Source organism: Hominifimenecus sp. rT4P-3 (genome assembly GCF_051055405.1).
In the GTDB taxonomy this organism is placed as follows: Bacteria; Bacillota; Clostridia; order Lachnospirales; family Lachnospiraceae; genus Pseudolachnospira.
Genome location: NZ_CP167068.1, coordinates 192,473 through 218,315, shown reverse-complemented (window position 1 = coordinate 218,315; position 25,843 = coordinate 192,473). Strand labels below are relative to the sequence as shown.

Annotated in this window: 28 protein-coding genes; 4 read left to right on the top strand and 24 right to left on the bottom strand. The window is 48.6% G+C overall.

Going from position 1 to position 25,843, the window contains the following annotated elements:
- From ACCC71_RS01030 to ACCC71_RS00915, 24 genes are all read right to left on the bottom strand, one after another.
- Positions 1 to 1,050 (bottom strand): Bug family tripartite tricarboxylate transporter substrate binding protein, encoded by a 1,050-nt coding sequence (locus ACCC71_RS01030; protein ID WP_434310599.1) that lies wholly within the window; start codon positions 1,048 to 1,050, stop codon positions 1 to 3.
- Positions 1,047 to 2,549, bottom strand: a complete 1,503-nt coding sequence (locus tag ACCC71_RS01025) for a tripartite tricarboxylate transporter permease (RefSeq protein ID WP_434310598.1) — start codon at positions 2,547 to 2,549, stop codon at positions 1,047 to 1,049. Before ACCC71_RS01025 ends, ACCC71_RS01030 begins: the two co-directional genes overlap by 4 nt.
- A 16-nt stretch (positions 2,550 to 2,565) precedes the next feature.
- Complete coding sequence (locus ACCC71_RS01020; protein ID WP_434310597.1) at positions 2,566 to 3,045, bottom strand: tripartite tricarboxylate transporter TctB family protein; 480 nt, start codon at positions 3,043 to 3,045, stop codon at positions 2,566 to 2,568.
- A 22-nt stretch (positions 3,046 to 3,067) separates the two neighbouring features.
- Positions 3,068 to 3,796, bottom strand: a complete 729-nt coding sequence (locus ACCC71_RS01015) for a PIG-L deacetylase family protein (protein ID WP_434310596.1) — start codon at positions 3,794 to 3,796, stop codon at positions 3,068 to 3,070.
- Between the two features lie 283 nt (positions 3,797 to 4,079).
- Positions 4,080 to 4,607, bottom strand: a complete 528-nt coding sequence (locus ACCC71_RS01010) for a hypothetical protein (protein ID WP_434310595.1) — start codon at positions 4,605 to 4,607, stop codon at positions 4,080 to 4,082.
- 25 nt (positions 4,608 to 4,632) lie between these two features.
- Positions 4,633 to 5,286, bottom strand: a complete 654-nt coding sequence (gene fsa, locus ACCC71_RS01005) for a fructose-6-phosphate aldolase (RefSeq protein WP_434310594.1) — start codon at positions 5,284 to 5,286, stop codon at positions 4,633 to 4,635.
- 67 nt (positions 5,287 to 5,353) lie between these two features.
- Positions 5,354 to 5,980 carry a rhomboid family intramembrane serine protease gene (locus tag ACCC71_RS01000; protein WP_434310593.1) on the bottom strand — a complete coding sequence of 209 codons (627 nt, stop codon included), beginning with the start codon at positions 5,978 to 5,980 and terminating at the stop codon, positions 5,354 to 5,356.
- A gap of 210 nt (positions 5,981 to 6,190) precedes the next feature.
- Complete coding sequence (locus tag ACCC71_RS00995; protein ID WP_434310592.1) at positions 6,191 to 7,384, bottom strand: DUF6382 domain-containing protein; 1,194 nt, start codon at positions 7,382 to 7,384, stop codon at positions 6,191 to 6,193.
- A 5-nt stretch (positions 7,385 to 7,389) separates the two neighbouring features.
- Positions 7,390 to 7,815: a TadE/TadG family type IV pilus assembly protein gene (locus ACCC71_RS00990; protein WP_434310591.1), complete on the bottom strand. Its 426-nt coding sequence runs from the start codon at positions 7,813 to 7,815 to the stop codon at positions 7,390 to 7,392.
- Positions 7,812 to 8,237, bottom strand: coding sequence for a prepilin peptidase (locus tag ACCC71_RS00985; protein WP_434310590.1), 426 nt, complete (start codon positions 8,235 to 8,237; stop codon positions 7,812 to 7,814). The genes ACCC71_RS00990 and ACCC71_RS00985 overlap by 4 nt, the downstream gene beginning before the upstream one ends.
- Positions 8,238 to 8,285: 48 nt before the next feature.
- On the bottom strand, positions 8,286 to 9,257 hold the full coding sequence (locus tag ACCC71_RS00980) for a hypothetical protein (protein ID WP_434310589.1): 972 nt from the start codon (positions 9,255 to 9,257) through the stop codon (positions 8,286 to 8,288).
- 19 nt (positions 9,258 to 9,276) lie between these two features.
- Positions 9,277 to 10,782, bottom strand: coding sequence for a DUF5702 domain-containing protein (locus ACCC71_RS00975; protein ID WP_434310588.1), 1,506 nt, complete (start codon positions 10,780 to 10,782; stop codon positions 9,277 to 9,279).
- Positions 10,783 to 10,791: 9 nt separating this feature from the next.
- The gene (locus ACCC71_RS00970; RefSeq protein ID WP_434310587.1) at positions 10,792 to 10,968 is read right to left on the bottom strand and encodes a Flp1 family type IVb pilin; all 177 of its coding nucleotides are present in this window, start codon (positions 10,966 to 10,968) and stop codon (positions 10,792 to 10,794) included.
- A gap of 212 nt (positions 10,969 to 11,180) precedes the next feature.
- Positions 11,181 to 12,536, bottom strand: a complete 1,356-nt coding sequence (locus ACCC71_RS00965; protein WP_434310586.1) for a hypothetical protein — start codon at positions 12,534 to 12,536, stop codon at positions 11,181 to 11,183.
- Positions 12,533 to 13,132 carry a type II secretion system F family protein gene (locus ACCC71_RS00960; protein ID WP_434310585.1) on the bottom strand — a complete coding sequence of 200 codons (600 nt, stop codon included), beginning with the start codon at positions 13,130 to 13,132 and terminating at the stop codon, positions 12,533 to 12,535. The genes ACCC71_RS00965 and ACCC71_RS00960 overlap by 4 nt, the downstream gene beginning before the upstream one ends.
- A gap of 130 nt (positions 13,133 to 13,262) precedes the next feature.
- Positions 13,263 to 14,453 (bottom strand): CpaF family protein, encoded by a 1,191-nt coding sequence (locus ACCC71_RS00955; protein WP_434310584.1) that lies wholly within the window; start codon positions 14,451 to 14,453, stop codon positions 13,263 to 13,265.
- Positions 14,420 to 15,439, bottom strand: coding sequence for a hypothetical protein (locus tag ACCC71_RS00950; RefSeq protein WP_434310583.1), 1,020 nt, complete (start codon positions 15,437 to 15,439; stop codon positions 14,420 to 14,422). Before ACCC71_RS00950 ends, ACCC71_RS00955 begins: the two co-directional genes overlap by 34 nt.
- Positions 15,440 to 15,517: 78 nt before the next feature.
- Positions 15,518 to 16,006: a prepilin peptidase gene (locus ACCC71_RS00945; RefSeq protein ID WP_434310582.1), complete on the bottom strand. Its 489-nt coding sequence runs from the start codon at positions 16,004 to 16,006 to the stop codon at positions 15,518 to 15,520.
- Positions 16,007 to 16,253: 247 nt separating this feature from the next.
- On the bottom strand, positions 16,254 to 17,201 hold the full coding sequence (locus tag ACCC71_RS00940; protein WP_434310581.1) for a hypothetical protein: 948 nt from the start codon (positions 17,199 to 17,201) through the stop codon (positions 16,254 to 16,256).
- Between the two features lie 9 nt (positions 17,202 to 17,210).
- Positions 17,211 to 18,692 carry a COG1361 S-layer family protein gene (locus ACCC71_RS00935; protein ID WP_434310580.1) on the bottom strand — a complete coding sequence of 494 codons (1,482 nt, stop codon included), beginning with the start codon at positions 18,690 to 18,692 and terminating at the stop codon, positions 17,211 to 17,213.
- Positions 18,689 to 19,378, bottom strand: coding sequence for an ATP-binding cassette domain-containing protein (locus tag ACCC71_RS00930; protein ID WP_434310579.1), 690 nt, complete (start codon positions 19,376 to 19,378; stop codon positions 18,689 to 18,691). Before ACCC71_RS00930 ends, ACCC71_RS00935 begins: the two co-directional genes overlap by 4 nt.
- A gap of 9 nt (positions 19,379 to 19,387) precedes the next feature.
- A complete protein-coding gene (locus ACCC71_RS00925) occupies positions 19,388 to 20,029 on the bottom strand; it encodes an ATP-binding cassette domain-containing protein (protein WP_434310578.1) in 642 nt (213 codons plus the stop codon).
- Positions 20,030 to 20,040: 11 nt separating this feature from the next.
- Entirely contained in the window at positions 20,041 to 20,952 is a 912-nt protein-coding gene (locus ACCC71_RS00920; RefSeq protein ID WP_434310577.1) for a hypothetical protein, read from the bottom strand.
- Positions 20,945 to 21,706 (bottom strand): hypothetical protein, encoded by a 762-nt coding sequence (locus ACCC71_RS00915; RefSeq protein ID WP_434310576.1) that lies wholly within the window; start codon positions 21,704 to 21,706, stop codon positions 20,945 to 20,947. The genes ACCC71_RS00920 and ACCC71_RS00915 overlap by 8 nt, the downstream gene beginning before the upstream one ends.
- A 360-nt stretch (positions 21,707 to 22,066) precedes the next feature.
- On the opposite strand from ACCC71_RS00915, the gene ACCC71_RS00910 reads away from it, so the two are divergent.
- The 4 genes from ACCC71_RS00910 to glgB all read left to right on the top strand — a co-directional run bounded on the left by ACCC71_RS00910 (position 22,067) and on the right by glgB (position 25,748).
- Entirely contained in the window at positions 22,067 to 22,924 is an 858-nt protein-coding gene (locus ACCC71_RS00910; protein ID WP_434310575.1) for a DUF3990 domain-containing protein, read from the top strand.
- On the top strand, positions 22,921 to 23,406 hold the full coding sequence (locus ACCC71_RS00905; protein ID WP_434310574.1) for an antitoxin: 486 nt from the start codon (positions 22,921 to 22,923) through the stop codon (positions 23,404 to 23,406). The genes ACCC71_RS00910 and ACCC71_RS00905 overlap by 4 nt, the downstream gene beginning before the upstream one ends.
- 137 nt (positions 23,407 to 23,543) lie before the next feature.
- A complete protein-coding gene (locus ACCC71_RS00900) occupies positions 23,544 to 23,744 on the top strand; it encodes a DUF2508 family protein (RefSeq protein WP_434310573.1) in 201 nt (66 codons plus the stop codon).
- Between the two features lie 90 nt (positions 23,745 to 23,834).
- The gene (gene glgB / locus ACCC71_RS00895; RefSeq protein WP_434310572.1) at positions 23,835 to 25,748 is read left to right on the top strand and encodes a 1,4-alpha-glucan branching protein GlgB; all 1,914 of its coding nucleotides are present in this window, start codon (positions 23,835 to 23,837) and stop codon (positions 25,746 to 25,748) included.
- Positions 25,749 to 25,843 lie beyond the last annotated feature (95 nt).

The window sequence follows — 25,843 nt, the reverse complement described above, 5'->3', positions numbered from 1 at the left end:
TTATTCTGCCAACCCCAGCTGGACCATGATCTCCTTCATGGTATCATAATCTTTTTCCAAATCCGCCACATATTCGTCGCCAGCCAAATAGGCTACTGTATTTTGTGAGGTTTCCAGATAAGCCTTAAATTCATCTGTCTCCAACAGGGCTTTTAATTTCTCCGCCCAATAATCTCTTGCCTCCGCGCTGACATCGCCCGGCATGGCAAAACCACGTCCTGTCTTCAACTCAATATCATAACCCAATTCTTTGCAAGTCGGGATATCTGCAATCGCCTCCAAGCGTTCCGGAGCGGTAACGGCTAAAATCACCATATCACCGCTTTCTACATAAGGCAGCGCTTCGCTAAGGGAAAGACAGCCTACATCCACCTGATTTCCCAAAAGAGCTACGACATCTTCACTGCCGTCAAAGGGAACGGCGCGAAGCTGGATACTGCTGGCGCTTTTTAGCATTTCTAAGGCGATATGACCGATTCCGCCCACACCGGAAAGCGCTCCTACCAGTTCTTTTTCCTGTCCGGCCTTCACCAGATCTTCCATGGTCTTATATCCAGACTGAGAAGACGTCACAAATACCCGATAATCTACCACTAGCTGCGCCACCATCGTTAGATCTTTGTAGCTGTATTCTTTTCCCTGAATATAAGGGGTAATCAGATAATTGGTCGCCGTGGGAATCAGAACCGCATCATTTCCCGTATACTGGGAGACCACTGTTCCCAATCCAACCTGACCGGTGCCTCCGTTTACATTTTCATAGACCCAGTTGCTGTCCGACAGGCCAGTGGATGAAAGCATGCCGCTGACATTGCGGCCCCAGCTATCTACGCCGCCGCCTGCCGAATACGGAGCGAAAATCGTAATATTTTTCTGAGGCGTATAGCTTCCGGAAGACGCTGCCTCTGAAGTGGAAACCGCTTCCGCCTGCGTCGCGGCACCGGCAGTCTCGGCGCTCCCCGTCGTGTCTTTCGGCGCTTCCTGGCTGCTGCAAGCGGTCATACCAATAAGAGTGAGAATACTGAGCGCGAATGCAATACACTTTTTCATACTTTACTCCTTTTCGTAAGTTGTTGCTTGATCACTGGATAGAAGAAACTAAGGGCGCATACAATCATCATTACGCAGGCAATCGGTCTGGTAAAGAAAATCGCAGCACTTCCTCCGGATAATACCATCGCCTGACGGAAAGCCGCTTCTGCCGTCGGGCCCAAAATCACGCCTAAAATCAGCGGCAAAATCGGGAACCGGAATTTTTTTAAGAAATAACCGATGACGGAAAAAAACAACATAACACCGACATCAAACAAACGCCCATATAGGGAATACACACCAACGATACAAAGGGTCGCGACCAATGGCGTCAGAATCTTTTCCGCTTTGCGCAGAATACCAATCAGCAGAGGAATCATCGCAATATTAATGACCAACAAAAAGACATTTCCCACATACATGCTGGCAATCACTGCCCAGATCGTATTTCCATTGCTGGTGAAAAGCTGAGGGCCGGTTTTCATCCCAAACATAATCAACGCAGTCATTAAAATGGCCGTGGTCGGCGAACCGGGAATGCCAAGAGCCAGCATCGGCACCATAGCTCCGCCTGTGGACGCATTATTACTGGATTCCGCCACGGCAACTCCGTCGATGGCTCCCTCGCCGAAATCTTCACTTTTTGTCCGTTTTTTCTGATAGCCATAGGCCAGAACCGAGGCAATCGTAGCGCCTGCGCCAGGCAGAGCTCCCACAATAAAACCAATGACTGTGCCTCTGAGGCTGGCCGGAAGAATCGACGTCCAGTCCTTCTTTTTCGGAATCATTTCACGGCTCCTCACCTTGGCGGACAGACCATTTTCCTGCTTTTCAGCGTTTCCTTTTTCAATGGTTCCCAGCAATTCGCTGAAACCAAGAAGTCCTACCAAAATTGGAACGGTCTTAAATCCGTCTACGATGTAAAGGTTTCCGAAAGAAAATCTCTCGATTCCGGAAACCGTGTCGATTCCGACGCATCCAAGCGCCATGCCAAAAAGCATCATCGCATAGCCTTTAGCCGGAAAATCTCCTGTCAGTCCCGATACCAGAGTTAATCCCATCAAGGTCAGCGCAAAATACTCCGGCGCGCTGAATTTTAACGCCAGTCTGGCCAGCGCTACTCCGCAGACGGTTAACAATACCGTGCTGATCATTCCGCCGATAAAGGAGGAAAATTGAGCGGTACCCAGAGCCTTTGCACCCTTTCCCTTTCGCATCAGAGCATTTCCATCAAGGGCGGTAATCGCCGCCGAGGAGGTGCCCGGAATATTCAGCAAAATTGCCGTAACGCTTCCTCCGTATTGAGTTCCATAGTAAACTCCCATCAAAAGCACCAACGCATTTAACGGGCTCATGCCAAAGGTCAAGGGCAGCATAATCGAACATCCGGTACTAGCTCCCATACCGGGTAGTGCACCTACGATGGTTCCCAAAAAGGTCCCGGCAAAAAGACAAAGTAACGTACTGACTTGAAAGATGCTGCCAAAGCCCTCCCAAAGATTTGCAAAAATATCCATATTTCTCCTTCCCTACTTAAAATCCCAATATTCCCTTTGGGAAGTTGATGGAAAAAATCATATGAAATACCACATAAATAGCGGCGGAAGTCAATATCCCCACAACCAGAGAATAGAGCGGCGAATGTTTTTCAATCAACAGGTTCATAAAAAACAGGAACAGAACCATGGTGATCACCATCCCTAATTCGGTCGCCAGCACCAGCACCATAATGGCCAGAACGCCAAAGGTAAGCAACCTCTTTACACTGGCAATCTCAGGAACCTTCTTTTGCTTCTCCTGAAAGCGGCCCTTTTTCGTCTGAAGGATCATAATGAGCCCTACCACCACGAGCAGCACGCCGATCCATATGGGATAGAAACCAGGCCCCAGAGAATATTTGTCCATGTAATCGTAATGAGTCCCCGCATAAATTGCCAAAAACAATCCCAAGAGAACCACGAGTCCGCTGGAAATATAATTTCCCTTGTGAAACCATTTCTCTCTCCGATCCACGCCTTCTCTCCTTTCTCTGTTGTTAACAGAAAAGTTTCCCTACCCAAGGATTAAAACGGACAAAGGCCTCCGCTGCCTTTACCTTTTTATCATGGGAAATTCTCTTGGCCAGATAGCCACGATAACCGGCCCTTGCCGTGTAGGTAGAAATCAGATATTCCTGCGCGCGGGTAGACTGCATTGCCGCAATCTTATCTTCCACCACATCCGTAATGTCCACATAAGCATTGGGATTAAAGCCAACAAATTCTGGCTGCGCCGGTTCAAACATAAACACCTTGACCCAGCCGCAGGGAGTAAGATCCGGGAAGGTACCGGAAACCTGTGCACAGCGCAGCGCCGACAGAACCGCATTGGCTGTTACCGGGTGGTCATAATTGAGCGGGTCCGCCGTAAAATGAGTCAATAAGATGGTCGGCTGAAACTCCATCATTTTTCGGGAAAGCTCTAAGGTGCGTTCCCGATTCATTTCCAACAGATGATCTTCCCACTCCATAAATTCAATGGAGGCGCCCAGCATCCCGGCTGTGGTTTCCGCCTCCTTGCGGCGAATCTGACGTACCTCGTCATGGGTGATTCCAGGATTCTGCTTCCATACGTCGTTGGACTCTCCCCGATCACCGTAGGTCAGATCAATGATCTTTACTTCGCTTCCATTTTTTGCATACTGAGCAATCGTGCCTCCGCACCTCCAAAGGAAATCCAGCGCATGCGCCCCTACTATCAATACTCTTTCCTGTTTTGTCTCCATTTTTTCCTCCATAGAGCTCTTCCTTCATCTGTCCCATGGGTTTTTTAAATAATATTTTACTTACATTTCCGGAAATGTTTTTTGGTATTTTCATATTATCACACATTGTATCCCATTAACAGAATGAATGATGTGACAGTATCTGTAAGTATTTACTTATAGATAAACAAGCGTCTCTCTTGCTTTGTTATTCTTTCTAAAAAGAAAAAATCCCTGCCCTTGTGGTCTCTCCACAAAGACAGGGATCCTGTTACGGTTCCTTTCTGGTATTACGTGTTATATTTTATTGAGCCGCTGTAGTGGAAGAACTGTTTACTACCTGCTTGGAAGCATCCACTAATGCCTGCAACGTTGTAGTATCGTCCACAGACGTAAAGAAGGTATCAATCTGGCCAACCAGAGTTTCTACCTGCCCATCAAGCTGAGCTTTCACTCCTGCATCCGTTTTTGCCTCTTCCATCATTTCAGAGAAGTTCGGCATAATCGCCTCGCCGATGTCCATCAAAACAGCATTAGCAGCGGCCGTCTTCTCTTCATCGGAAGCTTTGCCCCACTCAGCCTTGGTCCACGCCAGATACTGAGCGCCGTCGCCTGCTTCCGTGGAAGCACCGGCCTCAGCCGCTGTGGTCTCCGCTGCGGTCGTCTCAGCCGCTGTGGTCTCTGCTGCTGTGGTTTCAGCCGCCGTGGTCTCTGCTGCGGTCGTCTCAGCCGCTGTGGTTTCTGCCGCTGTGGTCTCCTTATCCGAAGAGCAAGCAACCATCATCATGCTGCATGCAAGCAACGCCAATACTAACATTCCAACTTTTTTCATTTCTAAAAATCCCCTTTTACTTTTTTTACTCGCCAAAGACGGCTTTGTAATCAGCCTGAAACTTTGCGATCCCCTGATCCGTCAGAGGGTGCCTTGTCATCTGTTCAATTACTTTATAAGGAACCGTTGCGATATCCGCCCCGGCGAGCGCACTATCTGTCACATGAATCGGATTCCGGATGCTGGCGGCGATAATCTTCGTCTCAATTGCCTGAACGGCAAACATCTCCGCAATGGTACGGATCAAATCGATCCCCGGCACAGAGATATCGTCCAGACGGCCCAAAAAAGGAGAAACATACGTCGCTCCAGCTCTTGCTGCCAACAGCGCCTGGTTTGCAGAAAATACCAGCGTCACATTGGTTTTTATCCCCTCTACCGACAATACCTTGCAAGCTTTTAAACCTTCCACTGTCATCGGAATTTTTACTACCATATTTTCATGAATGGACGCGATTTCACGCCCTTCCCGAATCATCCCTTCCGCATCTACGGTGGTTGCTTTCACTTCCCCGCTGATTGGTCCGTCGACAATCGAAGCGATCTCAGCGATCACCTGTTTAAAATCACGTCCTTCTTTTGCAATCAGGGACGGATTTGTCGTCACGCCGCTGATTACGCCCATATCATTTGCCTTTTTAATTTCATCAATATTCGCTGTATCAATAAATAATTCCATGTCTTCTCCTTTCTTTTTTCCTTCCCTATCATACACCCAATGTTTCTGTTTGACAACCAAAAGATGCCTATTGCCACGAATTGTAAGAATTGTTTTTCGAATGACGGCGAATCAGATAAAAGAGAAATCCCAGGAAAATACCAAAGATAAGTCCTGACAAATGCGCAATATTGTTTACCTCCATGGATAAATATCCAGAGGCCAACGTCAAAATAATCAAAAGAAAAATCTGTTGTACAGAGATTCCTTCCGCAGTCCTTCCTAGAAGAGCTACCGCAAACATTCCCCCGCAAACTCCGAAGATCGCTCCGGATGCTCCCGCGGAAATGACGCCATAATTGTTTGTATGAAAGTACACCAAAACAGAGACCACATTGGCCCCCACCGCACTGATCAAATAAAGGATCAGATAGGAAAGATGTCCCAATATATCCTCCAGACGATAGCCTAGTACAGCCAAAATCAATAGATTCCCCATCAAATGATGGATATCAAAATGCAAAAAGGCGGCCGTCAATGCTCGGTAAAATTCGCCTTCTTCTATTCCCGATAACGTAATGCCTCCCCCGTTCAAAATGCTTCGCAAATCCGTCGGAATCCCAAATAAATCCGGCCCGAAAAAGAAAATCGCGTTGAGTCCAATCAAAAAAATCGTAACAACCGGACGCCTGTGCCAATCATATCGAATATCCATCCTATCTCCACTTCCCAATCTGTCTATATCTGCGGTTATCCTACCTTCCGTTAACAATAGCCTACACATATGTGTCCTCGTTAATTAAAGGTACCATCCCCGTTCTCGATTGTCAACAGAAAAGAAGCTGCTGCCGAACGCTCTTATTGGAGTTCAGAATCCAAAATATTCCGGCACGCTTTCACACAGAGACCATTTGGCGTCCGCCCCCTATTGGAATAGATATTTTAGATCCGCCAATACAATTTCATCGCCTTCCCGCACAGGATATCGCCGGTTTGGCTCCAAACGCACCCCATTTAGAAAAGTGCCGTTGGTAGAATTACAATCGATCAGATACACGCTCCCTTCCTGCTGTTCCAGTCTTGCATGAATTCGGCTAATCACAGACCGTTTCAATTGATAATCGCAAGCTCCCTCCATTTTTCCAATCACAAATGGCATTCGGACAATATGGATGGTATCGTGTTTCAAGGAATTCTGGCTAATCAAGAGCCGTTCCCTTGGTTTTTCCGAAAAGGGTCCCTGTAAAAATTCCGTCACAGCCTCCCCAGTTTCTGGAAATTCATCCCGTGGCGTTTCCCTTGTCTCTTTTGCAGCCTTCCGCATTTCCCATTCCCGCAAAATAAGTCCTATGAAAAAAACTAACGCAGCCGCCAGCAGCAACAGTCCCCAGGATGCCGCGCTGTCTGGAAGTTCCCAAAGGCCTAAACCGTAAAGTAATCCAATCGCGCACATACCAGCCACCATAACAAACGATCCCACCATCGGCGTCTTCCTTTTCTTTGGCGGGGAAGGTACGACCGGTTCTGCCTCTTCCTCTGGTATCCAAAGGTCTGCCGACTCCGGAGTAGGTTCCTCCTCCTCTTCTTGATCAAGGACAGGAAACAAATCTTCAAAACCAAAAAATTCCTTCCGACTGATCTGAAACAGCTCGTAGGCAGCCTGGGCGCTTTTTTCTTCCATGGGATCAATTTTGTTCAGGAAATATTGGATGAGTTGGCGTAATCTACTAAAAAAATCGTCTTTCCATCCGGGATGGCAACATAAGCAAACCTGTGAAAGTCCTGCTTCCGGTATATAAAGGAACTCCGGCTCCAAAAGGACATGATTGACATCAATCAGATATTCCTCCAGGTGCTCCAATGCCCGATAGATCCCAAACAGCAGCTCCCGGATTTCTTCTAAACTTACCTGTTTCTTTTCCCAGCTTTTTTGTAAAGACCGATGCCCAGATATTGAAAAGTAGTATTCTGGTTTGCCTTCCGACCAGTGAATTCGGCAGGAAAGCAGCCCCGGCACTGAATTTTCTTCCATCACTCTAACGGCATAGGCATCCGGTTCTTTTTCCCCCTCTAGGATCAAAAAAGTTTCATTCAGTTCCCTTCGATAACGAACTTCCACCCCTCTCACCTCCATTCCATAAGCCTACGGCTCATCCGCAAAAGCTGGACCGGATACAACTCTCTGCGCTGTGCCTCCACCTGAAATGCCCCAATCTTTGAACTCCCAAAGATCGTTTGCTCTCCTTTTGTCGACGCCCAGGTAAGATCCGCTTCCTTCTTAAGACAAGTATCTTCCGGCACAGCCCAAATCAACTGCTCCATTTCCTGGTTTAACCAGCTGGATACAGTGCTTGGCTCCTCTCTTCTGGTCCATTGAACACTTTCCAGGGTAAACGCTGCTGCCATGGTCTGATCCCGCAGCCATAAGCTAAATGTTATCACAAAAAAGATTACGCCTAATACCAGCGGCATGACAAAAGCAGCTTCTACTGTCACACTTCCCTGTCGATTTTGAACAAACACCCGCTTTAGAAAACCCCGCTGATTCACAAACAACCGCCTCCTAACAGTAATCCCGTTTCTGCTATCCAAAGAAACGGGACAAAAGCAAAACTTTTCTTTCGCCCGCCTTTCCCAGATAACAACCAAACAGCCGACCACACCGACGCCAGAAACAATCCGCAAAGAAAAAGCGCAAAGGTTTCTGCACCACCAAGGAACCATCCGATATCCATCAAAACCCAGCCGTCGCCGCTCCCAATCGCCTCCCTGCTGGCCCGGCTAAGCAAAAGAACCAAGCATCCGGTCAAAAGACACTGGATCGCAGAAAGAAAAGTTCCGTCATCACTAAAGAAAAAATTTACCGCCCCCAAAAGAAAAGCCGCCAGCAACCAAGGAAATGGCAGCTCCTTTGCCCGAAAATCTTTCCAGGCAAATATGCTCAAAATCCCCCAGGCAATCCATTGTTTCATCGATATCTCTCCTCTTACCTTCCATTGGCAAGGGCATGTACCCCTTTATCAAGGGAACGCTCCTCGTCTTTTTTCTCCTTCTTCCGCGCAGCACCGACTGCACGGAGGAACTTCCGCCTCCGTTTTTGAAATAGTCCGCACGCTTCTCTTTAAGCCTCCGCATGCCCGGTCCGTGTGATACCGATTTCCCTCACGGGTAATCCAGACGATCACTGGACTACCTGAATATTTCGCACAGCGTTCACAAGGCTTATATTTTCCGCCTCCCTGATTCCTTCTGCCTCCTATGGTATCAAAAGAGAGTTCCGAAATCGAAAGATTCAAATAGGTGCAGTCCATGGAACAATGGTATACCGAACCGTTTTCCGTCACATAGGCCAAAGCATCTTCTTTCCCTCCCCCAGATGTTTCCGCAAGGGTTCCCGTCCATGCGCGTCGGCAGCTTCTTTGGATGACAAAAAACTCCGCCAGCCCGCCAAAAGAAAAAGGAAGACGAACCCGGTAAGAAACCCGAATTTTAATCTGATCTCCCTCTTTCGTCCAAGAGCTTCCCAAAAACGACAAGCCTCCCGCCCCTTCACATACACAGGAATTCTCCAATCGCTCCCGACCAACCTCATTGATCACACGCTCTTGTAACCCAGCCAGTGTCAAATCCTCTATCATCCATTCCCCCACCGGTCCCATCGCTAAGGATTCGGTATCGATCTCAGACCCCGTAACCGACCGGGCCACGCCAATAGCCACTGCCATTTCTTCCCCCACGGTTTCTACCGCAGCTTGAATTTCCAATCCAATCTGTATTGCCGGATATATCCCCAAAAAACAAGTTGCCACCAGTAGAAACATGGTGATGACAAGGGCTGCTTCTATGGTTAGACTGGCGGATAAGACGCCCTCTGATATCTTCCCTGCAAAGACACATGCAATTTTATTTTGTGGTCTTGGGGAATTTATTGTGAGTTTTCTCTTCTGCTCCTTTCTTTTAACTGAAAAAGTCTTGTCCTGTAGGGAAGACATCAGAAGGCGCCTCCTTTCCTCAATAATGAAATTCCGTCTCTGCTTCTAACGCATAAAAACCACCCCAGTGGCCCATGGATGCAAAGACAGGAAATGTCCAGAAACGATAGCCTGTTTCTGATAAAAGGGATGCTTTGCAGGAAATGGCGCAGCAGTCCAACCGAAAGCCCGGAGAAAGATTTTCCATTGAAAACTGGATAACATCCATAGCACGATAACATTTTTCTTCCTGCCTGATCGAAAAGAGAAGAAGCCGCAGATAGTCTTCATAGGAAAGCCCTTCCCCTTTTTCTTCTTCCTGTCTCCCGCCATGTTCCTCCCACTGCACCAACCCATGTAAGCTGGTCCGCCAGCTCGTCTTATCCTTTCGCAAAGGGACGTTTCCTCCAGCAAGCAATGTCTGTAGATCAGCCAACGCTTCCCCATACGCCCAGGCTGCAAGAATCAGGCCGCGAAGCCCCGTTATCAAAAAAGGAATTCCTGTCCACCCGGCCAAAGCCGTGGCAGCGGCGGCAGCGGCTTCCCGGCTGGCAGGATCGGAAATTAGATAGCTCAAATTTAAGGCTTCACGAATCCATAGCAGCCGGTCAATCACCTCACTTAGATTTTCCCAGTCGCTCTCCCGCCCTGCAATGACATACTCCAACTGACAGGTAAAATCCTCCTTTTCCTGCCTCGACGTATAGCAATCAAAAAAACGCAGCAAATATTCGTCAAATAGAAGGATATCTGTTAAATTAGATGCCCGGCCCCCATCCGAATCATCACGGCGACTTCTTCCCTCCGCTTTTCCCTCTAACTGAGAAGGCCGAAGGGACCATTCCACTGTTTCCTTTGAAATTTGCTCTGGGTTTTCCACAACAAGGGGCAAAACTCCGGAAGAAATCAACTGTTTTACCGCGTCAACCACATTTTCCTGGGGAATCGCCGTTTCTCCGTTTGTCTCTGGCTGGCCAACTTCTTTTATTTGCTTATTTACCTCCTTTTTCCAGGTGTCATACTTCTGTTCCACCTCTTCAAAGGAAAATTTGCCTTTTATCTCGCTCTCGCGGACAGCCGTACTCACAAACTCGTCTCCATCTCCCAGAATTTTCTGTAATTCCCCATACAAAATAGGAACCGCTCCCGCCTTCATATAATCCAGCACTGCCTTTTCAAATACCGCTCCATTTTGATCTGTGGCAAAGATCAAATCTGAAATTTGAATATCCTTTACCTCCGGCGCCGTCCAGTCCAGTCCGGAAGGACCGGCTGGATCTTCGACGGCGTTTTGGGCAAACCGCAGCATTTCTTCCCGAATCCTGCTTCCGGCCCGGTCGCCAGCCGGGCAAAAAAGAAGCTGATATTTCTCCCAAAGAATTCGATCATATCCGGCAAACACCGATTGCAGGGAAGAATCTGCTATAAGGCGAAGCCGGTACTGTAAACCTGCCCCACGGGCAGATTCCAGACAGGCACAAAAAAGTGAAAGGATTACTATCAGGATCAAACAAAGAAAAACTGTGATTTGACCACTTCGTTTCATCGTTTGCTCCTAACGATAGATTTTCTGGGACTTTCGTGAGATATTGCTAAAAATACTGTCGACTAGGTCGGTTATTTCTGTTTTAAAAATTAAAACCAGGGCGATCAATACCACTAAAATCAACAAAATCTCCACAACGCCAACGCCTTCCTCATCCTGTAAAAAATCTCTTACCGTGTACTCCATTTGTTTTCCTCCTCATATTATATCTTTTAGATTTGTCGCTGCCGGACAGGCCTATGATTAGTAGATTTGCCAGAGGCAAATCTCTGATGTCCTGCCGGACGAGCCCCCCGATCGCTTCTCGATCGGGGTATGATTTGTAGATTTGCCAGAGGCAAATCTCTGATGTCACTGCCGGACGGGCCCCCCGATCGCTTCTCGATCGGGGTATGTGCTTAAAAGGCGAGAAATGCTGGAACCATCAGCAGGATTAACACCAACGCAAACAAAAGCAACATCGGCAGCAATAGCTTTGCGTTTACCTCTTCCCCTTGCTTTCTGGCCAATTGCAGCCGTTCTAAAAAAGCGTCGGCAGCCTCCTTTTCCAAAAGTCCGGTCAATCCTTTTGTTCCCTTTGTTCCATTGGCTTCCAGCAAGCTTCCCAAACGAAGATAGGGAGGCAGCCCACACCGTTTGCCAAACTCCCGGTATGCCTGATCTTCACTAATCCCCTGTTCCATAGCATGAAGCGTCAATGCCATCTCCTCATAGAGATAATGCTTCTTTCCCGCTTTTTGCTCCGCTTCCTTCACAATCCGTTCCCAGGTACGCCGGACGGGAAGTCCCGCCCCGATCAGCACATTTAATTTTCCTACCAACTCTCCATAGTCCAACGCCAATTCACGGTTTCGGCGAACATATGCCTCCTTTAATTTCTGTTCCTCCCAATACAGCACAGCGATTCCCGCTAGGATTCCCAAGATCAGAACTGTCCCTGGCTTCCCGCCAGTTTCCGCTCGGTAAAAAGTAACCGGCTCTCCGTTGATCTCTTCCGGCAGGTTCAAAATATCCGTCTCCCGTCCTTCCCGGTCCGCTTGCCGGAGGGATGCCTCCACTCGCTCCTGGAATGCTTCTTCCGGCGTTTTTGACGGTTCTACCAATACAATCGGAACCTCTATCACACGTTTGACGGGAGCCCTGTTTTCCGCTTCATACCGGAGCGTGAGATCCAATTTGGTAGCTTTCCCCTCTCCAAATACCACTTCCGTGGTAATCTCCCCGTTCGTGTCCACCAGGCAGGTTTCCTGGGGGCTCCAACTGACCCGCATGCCCTCTATCGAACTCTCTGTCCGAAAGTTCAGCTTTCCCCACACGGCGTCCAAAGAGGAATTTTCTCCCAAAACCTGTTTCCTAGCTTCCTCCTCCGCTGTTTGAAACAATTGTTCCAGCTCCGCGTCGCTATAACGGCGCCCCGTCACTTTCACCTGTACCGGAAAGGAACCGCCGCTTCCTGTAAGTTCCAGATCGACGACGTCCTGGCTTATCTCCCCCTCCGGACGCGCCAAACAGGTTTCCACCTGAGGTTCCGAGAAAATACCGCAAAGCAAAGACAGCACGCCAGCCAATAAAAAGCAAAGGGATCCTGCCATGAGACGCCTTGCATCCAATTCTCTTGCAGCCTGTTCTGGAAGTTTTTCCGGGTATACGGCGCGAATCCTGGCCTTTTTGGCCTCTGATATCGCCGGCTTTCCTCGTCTATCTTTCCATCGGTAATAGATGTCCGTTATCTTCGTTCCTATCTCGCCTTTCACATCCCCACCTCCAGCGTCCGGCGGATAATCCGCTCCCCCCAGAACACAGCCAGGCCATACACCATGAGACAGCCGCTCATTACGCTTCTCCCAAACACGCCCTCATAGAGAGGATCGGTAAAACCAGGACTGCTGACACGAATATAAAATAACATGGCTGCCGGCATCGCGCACATCACCTTCTGTTCCAGCCGCTTTCCTGCCATCAGCGTTCGGATTTCCTCTTTCATCTGGACCTTTCTCCGTAAGGTTTCCGCTGTTCTTGTCAAAATCTGCACCAGATCGCCTCCGCTCCGTTTGGCGATGGAAAACACATCCGCCAACTGACGGATGTCCGCGAGCCCGCTGCGTCCTGCCAGTTCCGCAAAAGCCTGCTCCACCGTACTGTTCATTCGAATCTTTCGTACAATCATCCCCAGTTCCTGCACAATCATCCCCTCTTCCCCATATACGGAAATCATCTCCTTCCGCGCCTCCTCCACCGCATTTTCTACGGAAAATCCCGCAGATAAAGCCGAGGCCAGCGCAATCAGGCTGTCTTGAAACTGGTGAGCCAACCGTTCCTGTCGTGCTCGTTTTTTCTTGTTTTTTCCCATCCGCACGGTTCCTATCGCAAGCGGGGTAAATAAGAAAAAAGCAATTAGACTTCGGTAAAAGAGCCAAGCAATTCCAGCGGCAGCAGCCAATCCTTCCCCTGCCAAGAGGAGAAATTCCGGAATGGTCAACCTATAACTCTGATAATCCGGCGGCTTCCAGTTTTTGTTTATTTCTGATCTTCCCGACGTCCTCCAACCGCCCTTTTTCCCGGCTATAGGAAAACAGCGGATTCCAGGAAACATTCCCGCCTTCACCTTCCATCACCTCCACAATCTCCAAAACCTTTCTGCTCCCATCCCGCATCCGTCCCAGATGGACCATGATATCTAAGGCCGAGGCAATCTGTCCTCGTACCGCAGAAAGGGGGAGTTCTCCTCCCATCAAAATCATGGTCTCCAAGCGAGAGATCATGTCCCGCGGGCTATTGCCATGGCCGGTCGAAAGAGAGCCGTCGTGACCAGTATTCATGGCCTGCAACATATCCAAAGCCTCCGGCCCTCTCACCTCTCCTACGATAATCCGGTCCGGGCGCATCCGCAGACTCGCCCGAATTAAATCCCGAATTGAAACCTCATTTTCTCCTTCCAAATTGGCGCATCTTGCCTCCAGGCGAACTAGATTGGCAATCCCATGAAGCTGCAGTTCCGCGGAATCCTCAATGGTGATCACCCGTTCCGTCTTTGGAATAAACTGGGATAGGGCGTTGAGAAACGTGGTCTTTCCGGAACCAGTGCCTCCGCTGACGAAAAGATTGTATTTTGCCTCCACCAGGTTCTGCAAAAAGCGTGCCGCCGCCTCACTTAAACTCCCCCAGGCAAGCAGCTGTTCCATGGTAATCGGTTCCTTGGGAAATTTTCGGATAGTAAGAATTGGGCCGTCCGGAGCCACTGGCGGCAAAACAGCATGTACACGGGAGCCATCTTCCAAACGAGCATCCACAATAGGGCTGGAAGTATTGACGACCCGGTTCACCCTAGCTACGATTTGCTGAATGACATCCTCTAACTTTTTTGAGGACGAAAACCGCCGGTTCCAACAGCAGATGGTTCCACTCCGTTCCAGAAATACAGCCTGCGTGCCGTTTACCATGATTTCTGTAATGGAATCATCCTCCACCAGCTCCTGCAAAATATCCAACCGTCGGAAAGAATCAAAAATCTGTTTTCGGCATGCCGCCCGCTGCCCCACGGAAAGAAATCGCTGCTTGCTCTGCCGCACCAAAACCCGGTCGATCCGCTCCAAAAGTTCCTCGTCGCTGATTTCCTCTGAAAGATCTAACGCCTCCATCACAGCTTCCTGCAGCTCTCGCTCGATTTCCATTCCATTTCCTCCCTACTTAGTATTGTCTTCACGTATTTTCCAAAAGCGCTCCACCGCAGTCCCCGATAGTCGCCGCACCCTCCGGCCAGCCAGGAATAGTAAGGAAGAACAATTCGGCGAATCCGACGAATCAACTCACCCTTACCGATCTGCTTTAAATAATTTTCAAAAGCATCCGCTTTCGCGCCGGAAGCACGGTCCTCACACACCGGCATATAGATCGTCGTACAAAGTTCCAGGGCCGGTACCGGATCGATAAGAGACTCGCCAAAATCAATGACCAGATAGTCATAGGTCCCTGCTCCGACCTCTCGAATCAGCTGGGTCACTTCTTCGGCAGAAGCCCCCCGAATATCTGCCGGACAGGAGACTGGCGGAAGGTAAGCAAGCTTTCCCAGATATTCCATCCTTCCCAAAACTCCGCCCTCTTCCTGACCCACGCGCCGGAAATACAGGAAATCCGACAAATCCTCCTCATATGTCTTTCCCAGCAAGGCAGGAAAACCAGAGTACTCTTCCAAGTTTAGATAGGCAGCCGCGCCCTTTTCCGCCAAAAGCTGGCCTAAAATAAGGGAAAAAGTGGTTTTATAGCAACGGTGCACCGGGGAATATACCCCGATTCCCGTCGCTCGCAATGCCTCTCCCGCCGGCGCCGTCTCTCTCCTTCCTTCCAATCGCTCCACTTCCCGCATAATCTGCCCGCAGGACTGATATTTATAGATGGCGGTATGATTTCCTGCAGACCCCTCTTTTTGCTCAGTCAACAACAGTATGCTCTTTACCCGCGCTTGCAGTTCCTCATCCAAAATCTTCGGCGGAATCAATGCCAGGTCCACCGGTTCCTCCATCAGGAAGCGTATCAGCTCCCCATGCTCCGTAAAAGGAATCACCTCAAAAGATGCCCCTTCTCGATGGTTGCCATAATCTGCAAACCGCGCCGCATATTCCCGGTCTTCATCATAAAAAACTAACTTTCTCTTTCTCACCTGACTCATCCGGCAGGAATAAAAATTTCCTAATTAAGCGAAACATTTTTACTCTATAGAAAAGTCCAAAGACACTTCCTATGAAACAAAGAATAAAACGGTAATCACCCCGCCCAAGATGGGAAGCCCCATGGGCAGTCTCGCCTGTGGACTCTTCCCGCCCGGATATGGTAGCACCTCCTTTCGCATCATCATTTCATAAATATATTGGAAAAAACAAGAGAAACGGGATTTCCAAAATCCCTTATGACCCTGCCTGATTGTCGCGCCTACCACGCCAAACAGGCAGGAAAGAAAAAAGACAAAAAAGATATCCGGATATCCCAGATAACAGCCAAGCACGCCAAAAAGCTTGCCGTCCCCGGCTCCCATCATGTGAAGACCAATCATCGGATAAAGAAATAAGATCAGGGGAATCCCCCGAAAGAAATAAGAGAAACTTGGCTCAAAGAAAAAACCTAGCAGCCAGAATACGCCTAACAGCGGGTTCGGAATCCGTCCCAGACAGCAATCCCAAAGAGCTGCCAACGCGGAAAAAAGCAAGATACAAAAGCACCTTTCATTCATCCAATGGCAAATCCCTCCTTTTCATAAAGTGCAAAATACCCCTCTGCCAATACAGAGACTTTTCTTTTTGATTTTCTAAGGAAACTTATTCAGAATAAATAGAGAAAAAGATGATATATAGAAACTAAAGATGTAAGGTTATGATTATTTATCATAACCTTGAAATCAAAAAATGTCAAGTAGTTTTTACACCAATAGAATAAAAAAGCGGCAGAGTATTTTTCTCCGCCGCATATCTCTCAAACTCTTATATCCCCAGCAGCCACCCAGCGCACACGCCCAAGGCGCCGCCCGCCAGAATCACCATGGCCCACTGCCAAAAGGCTACCTTACGGTTCAGCCGGTACCCCATCCAGAGAAACATTTTTTCCTCATAAGCAAGCAGCGCCAAGCAAAGCCGCCTCTGATACCCAAAAAGCAGCAGCGACCAGGCCAGGCCAAAAGTTCCCGCCCCTAGATACAGAAACTGCCGTTCCTCTCGGATCTCCCAGTCCGCCGCCTGAGATTCCCCCTGGTCCGTAACCTGAAAACCGAGAGCCGCTAAATCCCGGACAGCCTGCTCCTTTACACCTTCCTTTTGCAGCCGCACCCAAAAGGAGCGGGCTCCCCCTTCTCCGGCTCCCAGGGAAAGACCGGCCCACTGTCCTTGGCTTACGTAAGCCCTGGCTTCTTCCTCTCCATCCTTTAAAATTCCGCAGATTCGAAGCTCCGAGGAAATGCCGTCCAGATAAAAGGATTCCGACAGCCAATCCGGCTGCTTTTCCTCCGGAATTCCTGCCTTTTTCGCATCCTGAAATCCCTTTACCGCCGCTTCATTCAGCGCCACATAGGGCATCGCCGTTTCATCCGGGTACGCTCCCCCTAAGAGCCATTCTCCCTTTAGATAGCCCGCATCCACGCCGATCACATGGACGGACGCTTGATAATCCCCATATAAAATAGTTCCCGACGCATCTTCCACTCCGCTGATCGCCAAAACCGCTTCCATCTGCCGGATTTTCCCGATGGTATCCCCGTCCATTGCCATACTTCCTTTTATCTCGCACGGCCGTGATTTCTCCGTCTGGACTTCCATATAGATACGCCCGCCGATCGTCAGGCAGATCGCGGAAAGGGCTACCCCCAGCACGGAAAAAACCGTTCCCCATCCAGGCAATGTTTTCCAGGCCAGCCGCATTCTTTCTTTTCCATCCATACGCCGCCCCTATTCTTCTCTGTCCGCTTTTTTCTTTTTCCACACGAAAACGCCGGCGAGAACTGCCAACACCACCGCTCCTGCTGTAATAGAAATCCACCAAGCCCCCTGCTTCGTATCGTCTTCCTTGGGAACCTCCGCACCAGCAGAAATGATCAGCTCTTTAATCTCCGTATTAAAGTAAGACTCTTCCGTATATTCCGTTCCATTTTCATCCTCATAAATTAGGGTGATCGTTCCGCCTGTCTGTCCGTATTGTTCCTCTTCCTGATCTCGGTTCATATTTTTCGCGCCCACAAAGACCTTCATCTGCGCTTCTCCCGCCGACCCGCTTTCCAGATTTCCGATAAAAGCGCTGCCCGTGGGCATCAGCCCCGCTGCATCCAGCTCGAAACGCACGTTATAAGCGGCGCTCTTTCCCAGGTTCGCTGCCTGGAAACTCAAAGTGATTGTATCGCCGGCATTCACGGACGAGGCAATGGTGGGAACCGTTCCCTCCACACGCATGGGCTGCGTCACAAAAACATCCATGGTTCCGCTGGACGATAAGGTGACGGCATCTTTGTTGTCATAGGAAATCGAAAGCTGCACATGATACTTTCCTACCGCCATGGAAGAGGCGGAGCGATACCGCAGGACCAGTTCGCGGGATTCTTCTTTTCCGAGTTTTTCCCAGAAAGTGATGTTGCTGTCATCCAGGAGAGTCAGCCCTTCCGCATCCGTGGTTGCGGTTAAAACCAGGTTCTGCAGCTTTTGCTTCTTATTTGTGTTTTTGATAGACGCCCGAATCTCAAACTCTGTCCCGGCCTCCACCACGCCGGGAGTCACCGTATACTTTTCCACATACACCACCGGCTGAGACTCTGGTTTCGGTTCATCCACCTGGGGAGGCTCCGTCGCCGGCTCCTGTGTGCTCTTCCCATCGGTGATGGTCACATAGGTGGAAAAGCTTTGGCTGACCGTCTGGCCATGGGCATCCTTTGCGGAAATATTTAATGTAAGAGGATAAACGCCATTGTACCGCTCCGGCGTCAGCTCCAAATCCAGACGAACCAGATACAAAGAGTGAACTTCCCCGGTATCCAAATCCGCCTGGGCAGACTCGGTCACCGTTCTTTGATAATTCCGGTAAACAAAGGGGCTTTTTTCCATGCTCCCAAGATCCGGCGTCACCATCAAAGAATTTCCTTTTACCTCTCCGTCCGCCGCCAGCGGCAAAATCACGACTGCCGTTCCATTTTCCACGGTCGGCAGATATCCTGCCTGATAACTGCTCTCCATCCCCTCATACCGGTGTTTATCATCAATGGAAAAGGTCAGCTGCTCTCCGAATTCCCCTTCCGAACCGCTTCCCGGCTCCGCCCCCTCCGCGGCCCCTGTCTCCGTACTCCCACTGTCCGCGGGTACAGAAGCCGCTCTTACCGGCAAAGTTACGGCCATCATTCCCATACAAAGGGCTGCGGTCAGCAGATACTTTCCAATTCGCTTCATTCTGATTCTCCCCCTATTTCACAATCCTGGTATATCTTTCCATCCTTCAGCATCAGAACCCGGCTTCCCCGCGCCGCTGTCCGCGGGCTGCTGGTAGTCTGAATCAAAGTCATGCTTCCCCGGCGGAGAATCTCCAAAAACGCCTCAAAGAGTCGTTCTTCCTCCGCCTCGGTCAAGTCCGCGGTAAAATCATCCGCAAACACCAGCTTAGGCTCCGAAAGGGTCCCCCTTACCACATTTCCCAGACATTTCTCATAAGCGCTTAATTGCCCGGAAAGCCGCTCGCGCATGGCTCCGATTCCCAAAGCATTTAGCCACTCTTTTGCCAGCCGCCTAGCCTTCTTTCCGCTCATCCCTCCCAGCAAAAGGGGAAGCGCCACGTTTTCTTCCAGCGTCAGCAAGGGAAGAAATCCCGGATCCCGCGGCAGTATTCCCAAGTATTTCCGCCGGAACGCTTCCGCCGCCCCGGCCGTCTCTCCGGTTCTTTTCTTTTCCAGCAGATAAACCGTCCCCTCGCTGGGTGCCCGAAATCCGGACAAAATTTCCAATAGAAGCGTCTTTCCACTGCCCGGCTCCGCCAATATACTGACCATCTCCCCCTCTTCGACAGACAAGTCCACCGCTTCCAAAATCCGCCGGTTGGGAGGAAACCATTGTGTAATTTTTTCCGCTCGCAATATCTCCATTGGCTCTCCTTACCGTACCATCCGCATCACGCCGGCGTCCATCTCGCAGACTGTATCGCAGAGCTCATCGATATCCATCTGGTTATGGCTCGCCAGGAGAATCGTTTTCCCCTGTCCCCGGAGCCCTTTGATCAGCTCCCGCATCTGGGCGACGCCATTCTTATCCAAACCGTTAAAAGGTTCATCCAAAATCAAGATGGAAGGGTCCTCCATGATCGCCTGGGCAATGCCCAGCCGCTGCCGCATTCCCAAAGAATACTTGCTTACTGGCTTTTTGCTGTCCGGATCCAGCCCCACCCGGCGGATTGTATCACGAATCACCCCCCGGTGAATCTTTTTTTGGAGAGACGCCAGCAGTTCCAGATTTTTCTGTCCGCTCAAATTGGGCAAAAAACCCGGCGTCTCGATGATGATGCCAACGTCCTTCGGAAAATCCACATCTTTTCCCACCTGTTGAAAATTCACAAAGACTCTTCCCTCCGAAGGCTTCAGGAAACCGCAGATACATTTCATCATCACGGTTTTTCCGGAACCGTTGTTGCCGACGATTCCATGGATTTTTCCCTCTTCAAATTCTCGATTTATTTTTTTCAAAACCAAATCCTCCCCAAAGGATTTGGAAAGATTTTCGATCTGAATAACTGTTCTCAAAATACTCCCCCCTAATTTTCCGTTCCCCGAAAGTGGAAGCTATAGCGCCGAATCGCCCAAAGGCTCAATATCATCAAGAAAACCAGCAGCCCGCCAAAAATCAGGTAGGTCTGCCAGAGCCGCGGCAGCCGGTCATAACCAAAGTTGTGCATATGGTAGGTGGCCTGATTCAGCGGCGACAGCCACCCCACCCAAACCCTGGCCTTATAGGCCAGTTCATCCGGCAGCCGGAAAAGATTTTTCAGGTTTTCCGGGTTTAAAAGAAAACCGGTCACGCTGAAGGCAAAGACAGCGATGACGCCCGCGGCCTGGCCTTTCCATATATGAAAAAACAACATCAAAAACACCATCACCAACGTATACAAAAGCATCAGCAAAAAGATCGTTGCCATGCAGGAATAGGGCTTGCTCATCTCCAAAGTTTTCACCAGCGCCGGCAAAGCAATAGCTTCTCCTTCCCCGGAATAGCCGAGAATCGCGGCGGTCTTGCTCCACATATTGGCAGAAAACGCATTGGTCATACAGACCAGGCTGGTGGCTGCCAGAATAAAGGCCAGATAGATTCCCGTGGCAAGCACGATATAAAAAGCCTGACCCATCACCCAGGTCTTACGGTCGATCCGCATCAGATAAAAAGGGGTTCCGGCTGACAAAAAAGGCATATCCGCAAAAAGAAGTAAAAGCAGCAAGGAAGAAAGCAAGATGGAATTGCTGTCCCCAAAGGTCCAGATAAAAGGTTCTACCACCTGCATCACCGTATCGTGTTCCTTGGCAAAGTTTACCGCCTTATCCGACAAGAGAAAGCAAAGGATAAACGCCAACAAAAAAGTAATGATAATCCGTGGGTTTTTATGCCACTGGCGGAAATTGTAGGCGGCTACCGCACCGATTTGACGAAAACGTTTTCCCCATCGCTTAAACACGTTCCAGCCTCCTTTCTGCGGCCAACACAAAACCGGCCATAACAATCGCCGTCAGTTCGCCAACCCAAAGCACTACGCCAAAATCCCCCGCAAACCACCCGGTTTCCGGGTTCAGCCAGGATGGCGGATAGAACAGTACCACATAAGGGAAGTAACGTTCATACAGGATAATCAGAAGATAGTAAAAGATAAACGGCGCTGTGTACGCCACATATCGGCTGCCGGTAAGGGTAGCCGCAAAGGCGCCAAAGACGGCCCAGAAAGCGCCGGAGCAGAAAAAAAGCAGCGTCTTTTGCAACAGTTCCAGGACCTGAGGCTGTAAGCGGACTTCCTTCGCCGTTTCTTCCAAGGGAGCCAGAATCATCCAGGCCAGGCCGGAAGAAAGCAGGATTCCCATCGCAAGTACCAGGCCCCCGGAAAGAGCGCAGGCTCCAATCTTCCCCCAGAGGTACGCCCGCCTTGTGGTCCGGGGCAGGATAGATTTGATCACGCCGCACCGGATATCCTCCGAAAAACTGGCGGAGAAGGGCAGGGCGCAGAGAATCGGCATCAGAAAAGACATGGTGTTGCCCTGTAAGCCCTTTTCGACGAAGGTCAAAAAATTTCCGTAAGCCTGAGGATCCGTTGACTGGAATGTCTTCACCAGAGTGTCCAGCTGGGAAAGAAAGAGAAACAATGGGACAGCCAGAACGCCCAGGACAAAGCCTGGGGCGCGGAGCGCTTGTTTACAATTGGCAGTAAAAATGGTCTTCATCGTGTCTGATTCATCCCCCGTCTTTCCTCATCCCTCTAGGATTTTTACAGTCATCCCACAGAAAATTCCCTATGTATAGGTGAATTATAAAGGTGAGATGTAACGGACTTGTAACAAAGTCCTCGGTTTTGAAAAACTTTTCTTCCTAATTCTACCTCATAAAATCCGTTGGTTGTGCCTTCTTTTTGGCGTTGCCTTGTTCTGTATTGTCTTAGCGAGCAGGGACTCATCCTAAGACCTGCTTAAAACATTACAAAACTTTATATTTATAAATGTTGAAAATAAGTTTTACAAAATGACTTGAACTTCTTTTCAACATTTATTATAATAAGTTTGAAAGCTACAAAAGGAGAGTTTTTTATGAATGATTTCGCATTATGTACAGATATTGAAATTGTAATGGAATTATTAGACATAACTGCAAAAGAACTTGCAGATAGTATTGGCGTTACAGCAACAACAATTTCTAGGTGGAGAAAAAATGAGGAACAGGTTTCTTCATCTAATTTGAAGGCTTTTTACAACTTTGCTTTTGGCAAAGGTATCCGGCTTAACAAAATAAAAGAGCACTTATTTAAGGAGGATTGCGGCAGCAATTCCACCATACTCTTTCACGGCGCTAAAACATATATTGATGGGGAAATTTCAATAGAAAAATCAAAAAACACCAACGATTTTGGGAGAGGTTTCTATTGTGGAGAGAGTTTGGAACAATCTGCTATGTTTGTTGCCAACTATCCGGAATCCTCTCTTTATATTTTAGAGTTTGATAAAACAGACTTAAGTTACACACAGTTAAATGTTGATAGGGATTGGATGTTGCTTATTGCTTATTTCCGAAATAAATTAACAGAGTATGCAGACCATCCTATTATACAGAATTTACTGGCAAAGCTCGAAGGTGTCGATTATATTATTGCTCCGATTGCCGATAACAGAATGTTTGAAATAATCGACAGTTTTATTGATGGTGAAATTACAGATGTTCAATGTCAGCATTGCCTTTATGCAACTAATCTTGGTAATCAATATGTATTTGTTGCCGATAAGGCATTGAGTCAGTTACAAATATTACGCCATTGCTATTTAGCACCTGATGAAAAGAATTATTATCTCTCATATAAGTTAGAAGAATCACGCATAGGAAATGATAAAGTAAAAGTTGCCCGTAAACAGTACAGAGGTCAGGGCGAATATATAGAGGATATTTTAAAATGAGAAAAATTGATGAAATTGGTTTGAAATTATGTAAAATGCAGGCTGAGGTTTTTTCGGCCTCAACATTAGAAACAAATTGTAGTTCGCCAATATTTATGAGAAGATTTATGAATTCTGGGGTGGCACAGCGTATGGATCTTGGCGGATTTTTATTCGAAGCCTGCGATGTTAACCAGATTTTTAGTGAGATAGAAAACGAGTTTGGCGAAAGTTCTTATGGTAAAGAAAAATATTCCGAAGCAGAACTATATTGGATTGGGTATATTTATCGTTATTGGTCTTACACATATCAAAAAACGAGTAAGCAAATATATAAATTTATTAAGCCGAAAGAACTTCGCAATCTGTACTATCCATATCATTCTCTTGACCCTGCACAGGCGATTGAACGAATTTTAGAAGCCAAGGGTATGAACGAGAAAGATTTGACTACAAAAGGCGTAAAAATTATGCGTGAAATTATAAAAAACGAGGGTAAATAGTCAAACTATCTTTGTTTTTCAGTTTTTTCCTTTTCCTCATCCTATAAAAATCTTCCCCCTCCCTGGAATACTTTCCCACAGCTTGGACTATACTTAAATAGTCAAATACCCTACATTTTCCAGAAAGGAGCCGCGGCATGATAGAAAATCAGTCGGAGCGGCGGCAATTGCTCTCCGAACTTCGTCAAACACAAAATGAACTGGAACGGGCGATGAATCATCTGGATCAGGTTGTAGATCCCATCCTTGTGGACTGCACCATTCATGAAATTGAGGCAGCCCAGCTCCGCTACCGTTTTCTTTTAAACCGGGTTCGAAGCATGGAATCCGGCTCTTGATTCTCCTTGACCCTGGGAAACCAATTTGTTATCATAAATATAGCAGTTTACCTGCACGTTAAGTTTCATGGGAAGTAAGGAGGAGAAGGGATGGCGTATCAATCCATCACTGAGACCGACCGTTACCTATTTGGAAAGGGAACCCACTACGAGATCTACGAGAAGCTGGGAGCACATCCCGCCGTGTCCAGGAATCGGCACGGCATTTCTTTTGCTGTTTGGGCGCCTCACGCAGTATCTGTGTCCGTCATCGGAGATTTCAATGATTGGGATCCGAAAAAAGCGCCGATGAAGCAGTTGGCAGATTCCGGCATCTGGGAGACCTTTGTATCCAATGCGAAAGAAGGCGACCTGTACAAATTCTACATAACCAGTCAAAGCGGAGAGCATTTTGCAAAAGCAGACCCCTATGCCTTTGCCTCGGAACTCCGTCCCAAAACAGCCTCCCGCATCTGCGATCTGTCCGGTTATCTGTGGCAGGATCAAAAGTGGATGGACAAGCGTTCGAAAAAAAAGCCCATTGTCGAACCTTATGCCATCTATGAAGTCCAGCTCGGATCATGGCGGAGAAATCCCTCGGATGGAAACTTTCTTTCCTACCGGGAGTTGGCGGAAAGCCTTTCCGTTTACGTAAAAGAAATGGGCTACACCCATGTAGAACTGATTGGAATCGCGGAGTACCCCTTCGACGGTTCCTGGGGATATCAGGTAACCGGATATTATGCTCCCACCTCTCGCTATGGGGCTCCCAAAGACTTTATGTATTTTGTGGATTATCTGCATCAACAAAATATTGGCGTGATCTTGGACTGGGTACCCGCTCATTTTCCAAAGGATGCTCACGGACTGTCTAATTTTGATGGCCAGCCGCTCTACGAGTATGCCGACCCGAAAAAAGGGGAACACCCGGACTGGGGAACAAAGATCTTTAACTATGAATGCACCGAGGTCTCCAATTTTCTTATCGCCAACGCTCTATACTGGCTGGAAAAATACCATGTGGACGGGCTTCGCGTAGACGCTGTAGCTTCCATGCTCTATTTGGATTACGGGAAGCAGGACGGCCAGTGGGTTCCCAATCAGTATGGGGAAAATAAAAATCTGGAAGCCATCGAATTTTTCCGCCACTTAAACAGCATCGTCCGTCTCCGGGCGCCTGGCGCCATTACGATTGCGGAAGAAAGTACCGCTTGGCCTGGCGTCACTGCCGCGCCGGAAACAGGCGGCCTTGGCTTTACTTTTAAATGGAATATGGGATGGATGCACGATTTTCTTTCCTATATGAAAGAAGACCCCCTATTTCGCAAATACCATCACCATCAGATGACCTTCGGCATGACCTATGCCCACAGCGAAAATTTTATCCTGGTGCTCTCCCACGACGAGGTCGTACACTTAAAACGCTCCATGTTAGAAAAGATGCCGGGAGAGGACGCGGACAAGTTTGCGAACCTAAAAGCCGGCTACACGTTTTTGATCGGACACCCCGGTAAAAAGCTGCTGTTTATGGGTCAGGAATTTGGCCAACGAAGAGAGTGGAGCGAAGAACGCGAATTGGACTGGTTTTTGTTGGAAGATCCCAAACATCAAAATTTACAGCGCTTTTTCCGAGGCCTTTTACATCTGTATCGCACGCACCCAGCTCTCTATCGGAAGGATCAGGAGTGGGACGGCTTCCAATGGATCAACTGTAACGATGCGGAGCGAAGCATATTCAGTTTTGTCCGCTATAGCCCCACCGGAAAAAAACATTTGCTGTTTATCTGCAGCTTTACACCGGTAGAGCGGACGGATTACCGGGTCGGTGTCCCCTGCCCCGGCACCTATACGCTGCTGCTTGATCAGACAACTGGCCTTTATGGCCGTGGAAAAAAGAAACCGGTTCAGCACGCTGTTTTATCCGAATGCGACGGTCAGGAGTATTCCATCGATCATCCTCTTGCCCCATACGGCGTGGCCGTCTACGAATTTTCTACCAAAACAGACGCCCCACGTAAAAGATAGCGTTTCCCCTCTGAGGTTTTTGATAATAAATCCCCATCAATACAAAAGCGGAGACTGCTTCTCACGAAGCAGCCTCTGCTTTTTCATCTCATTCG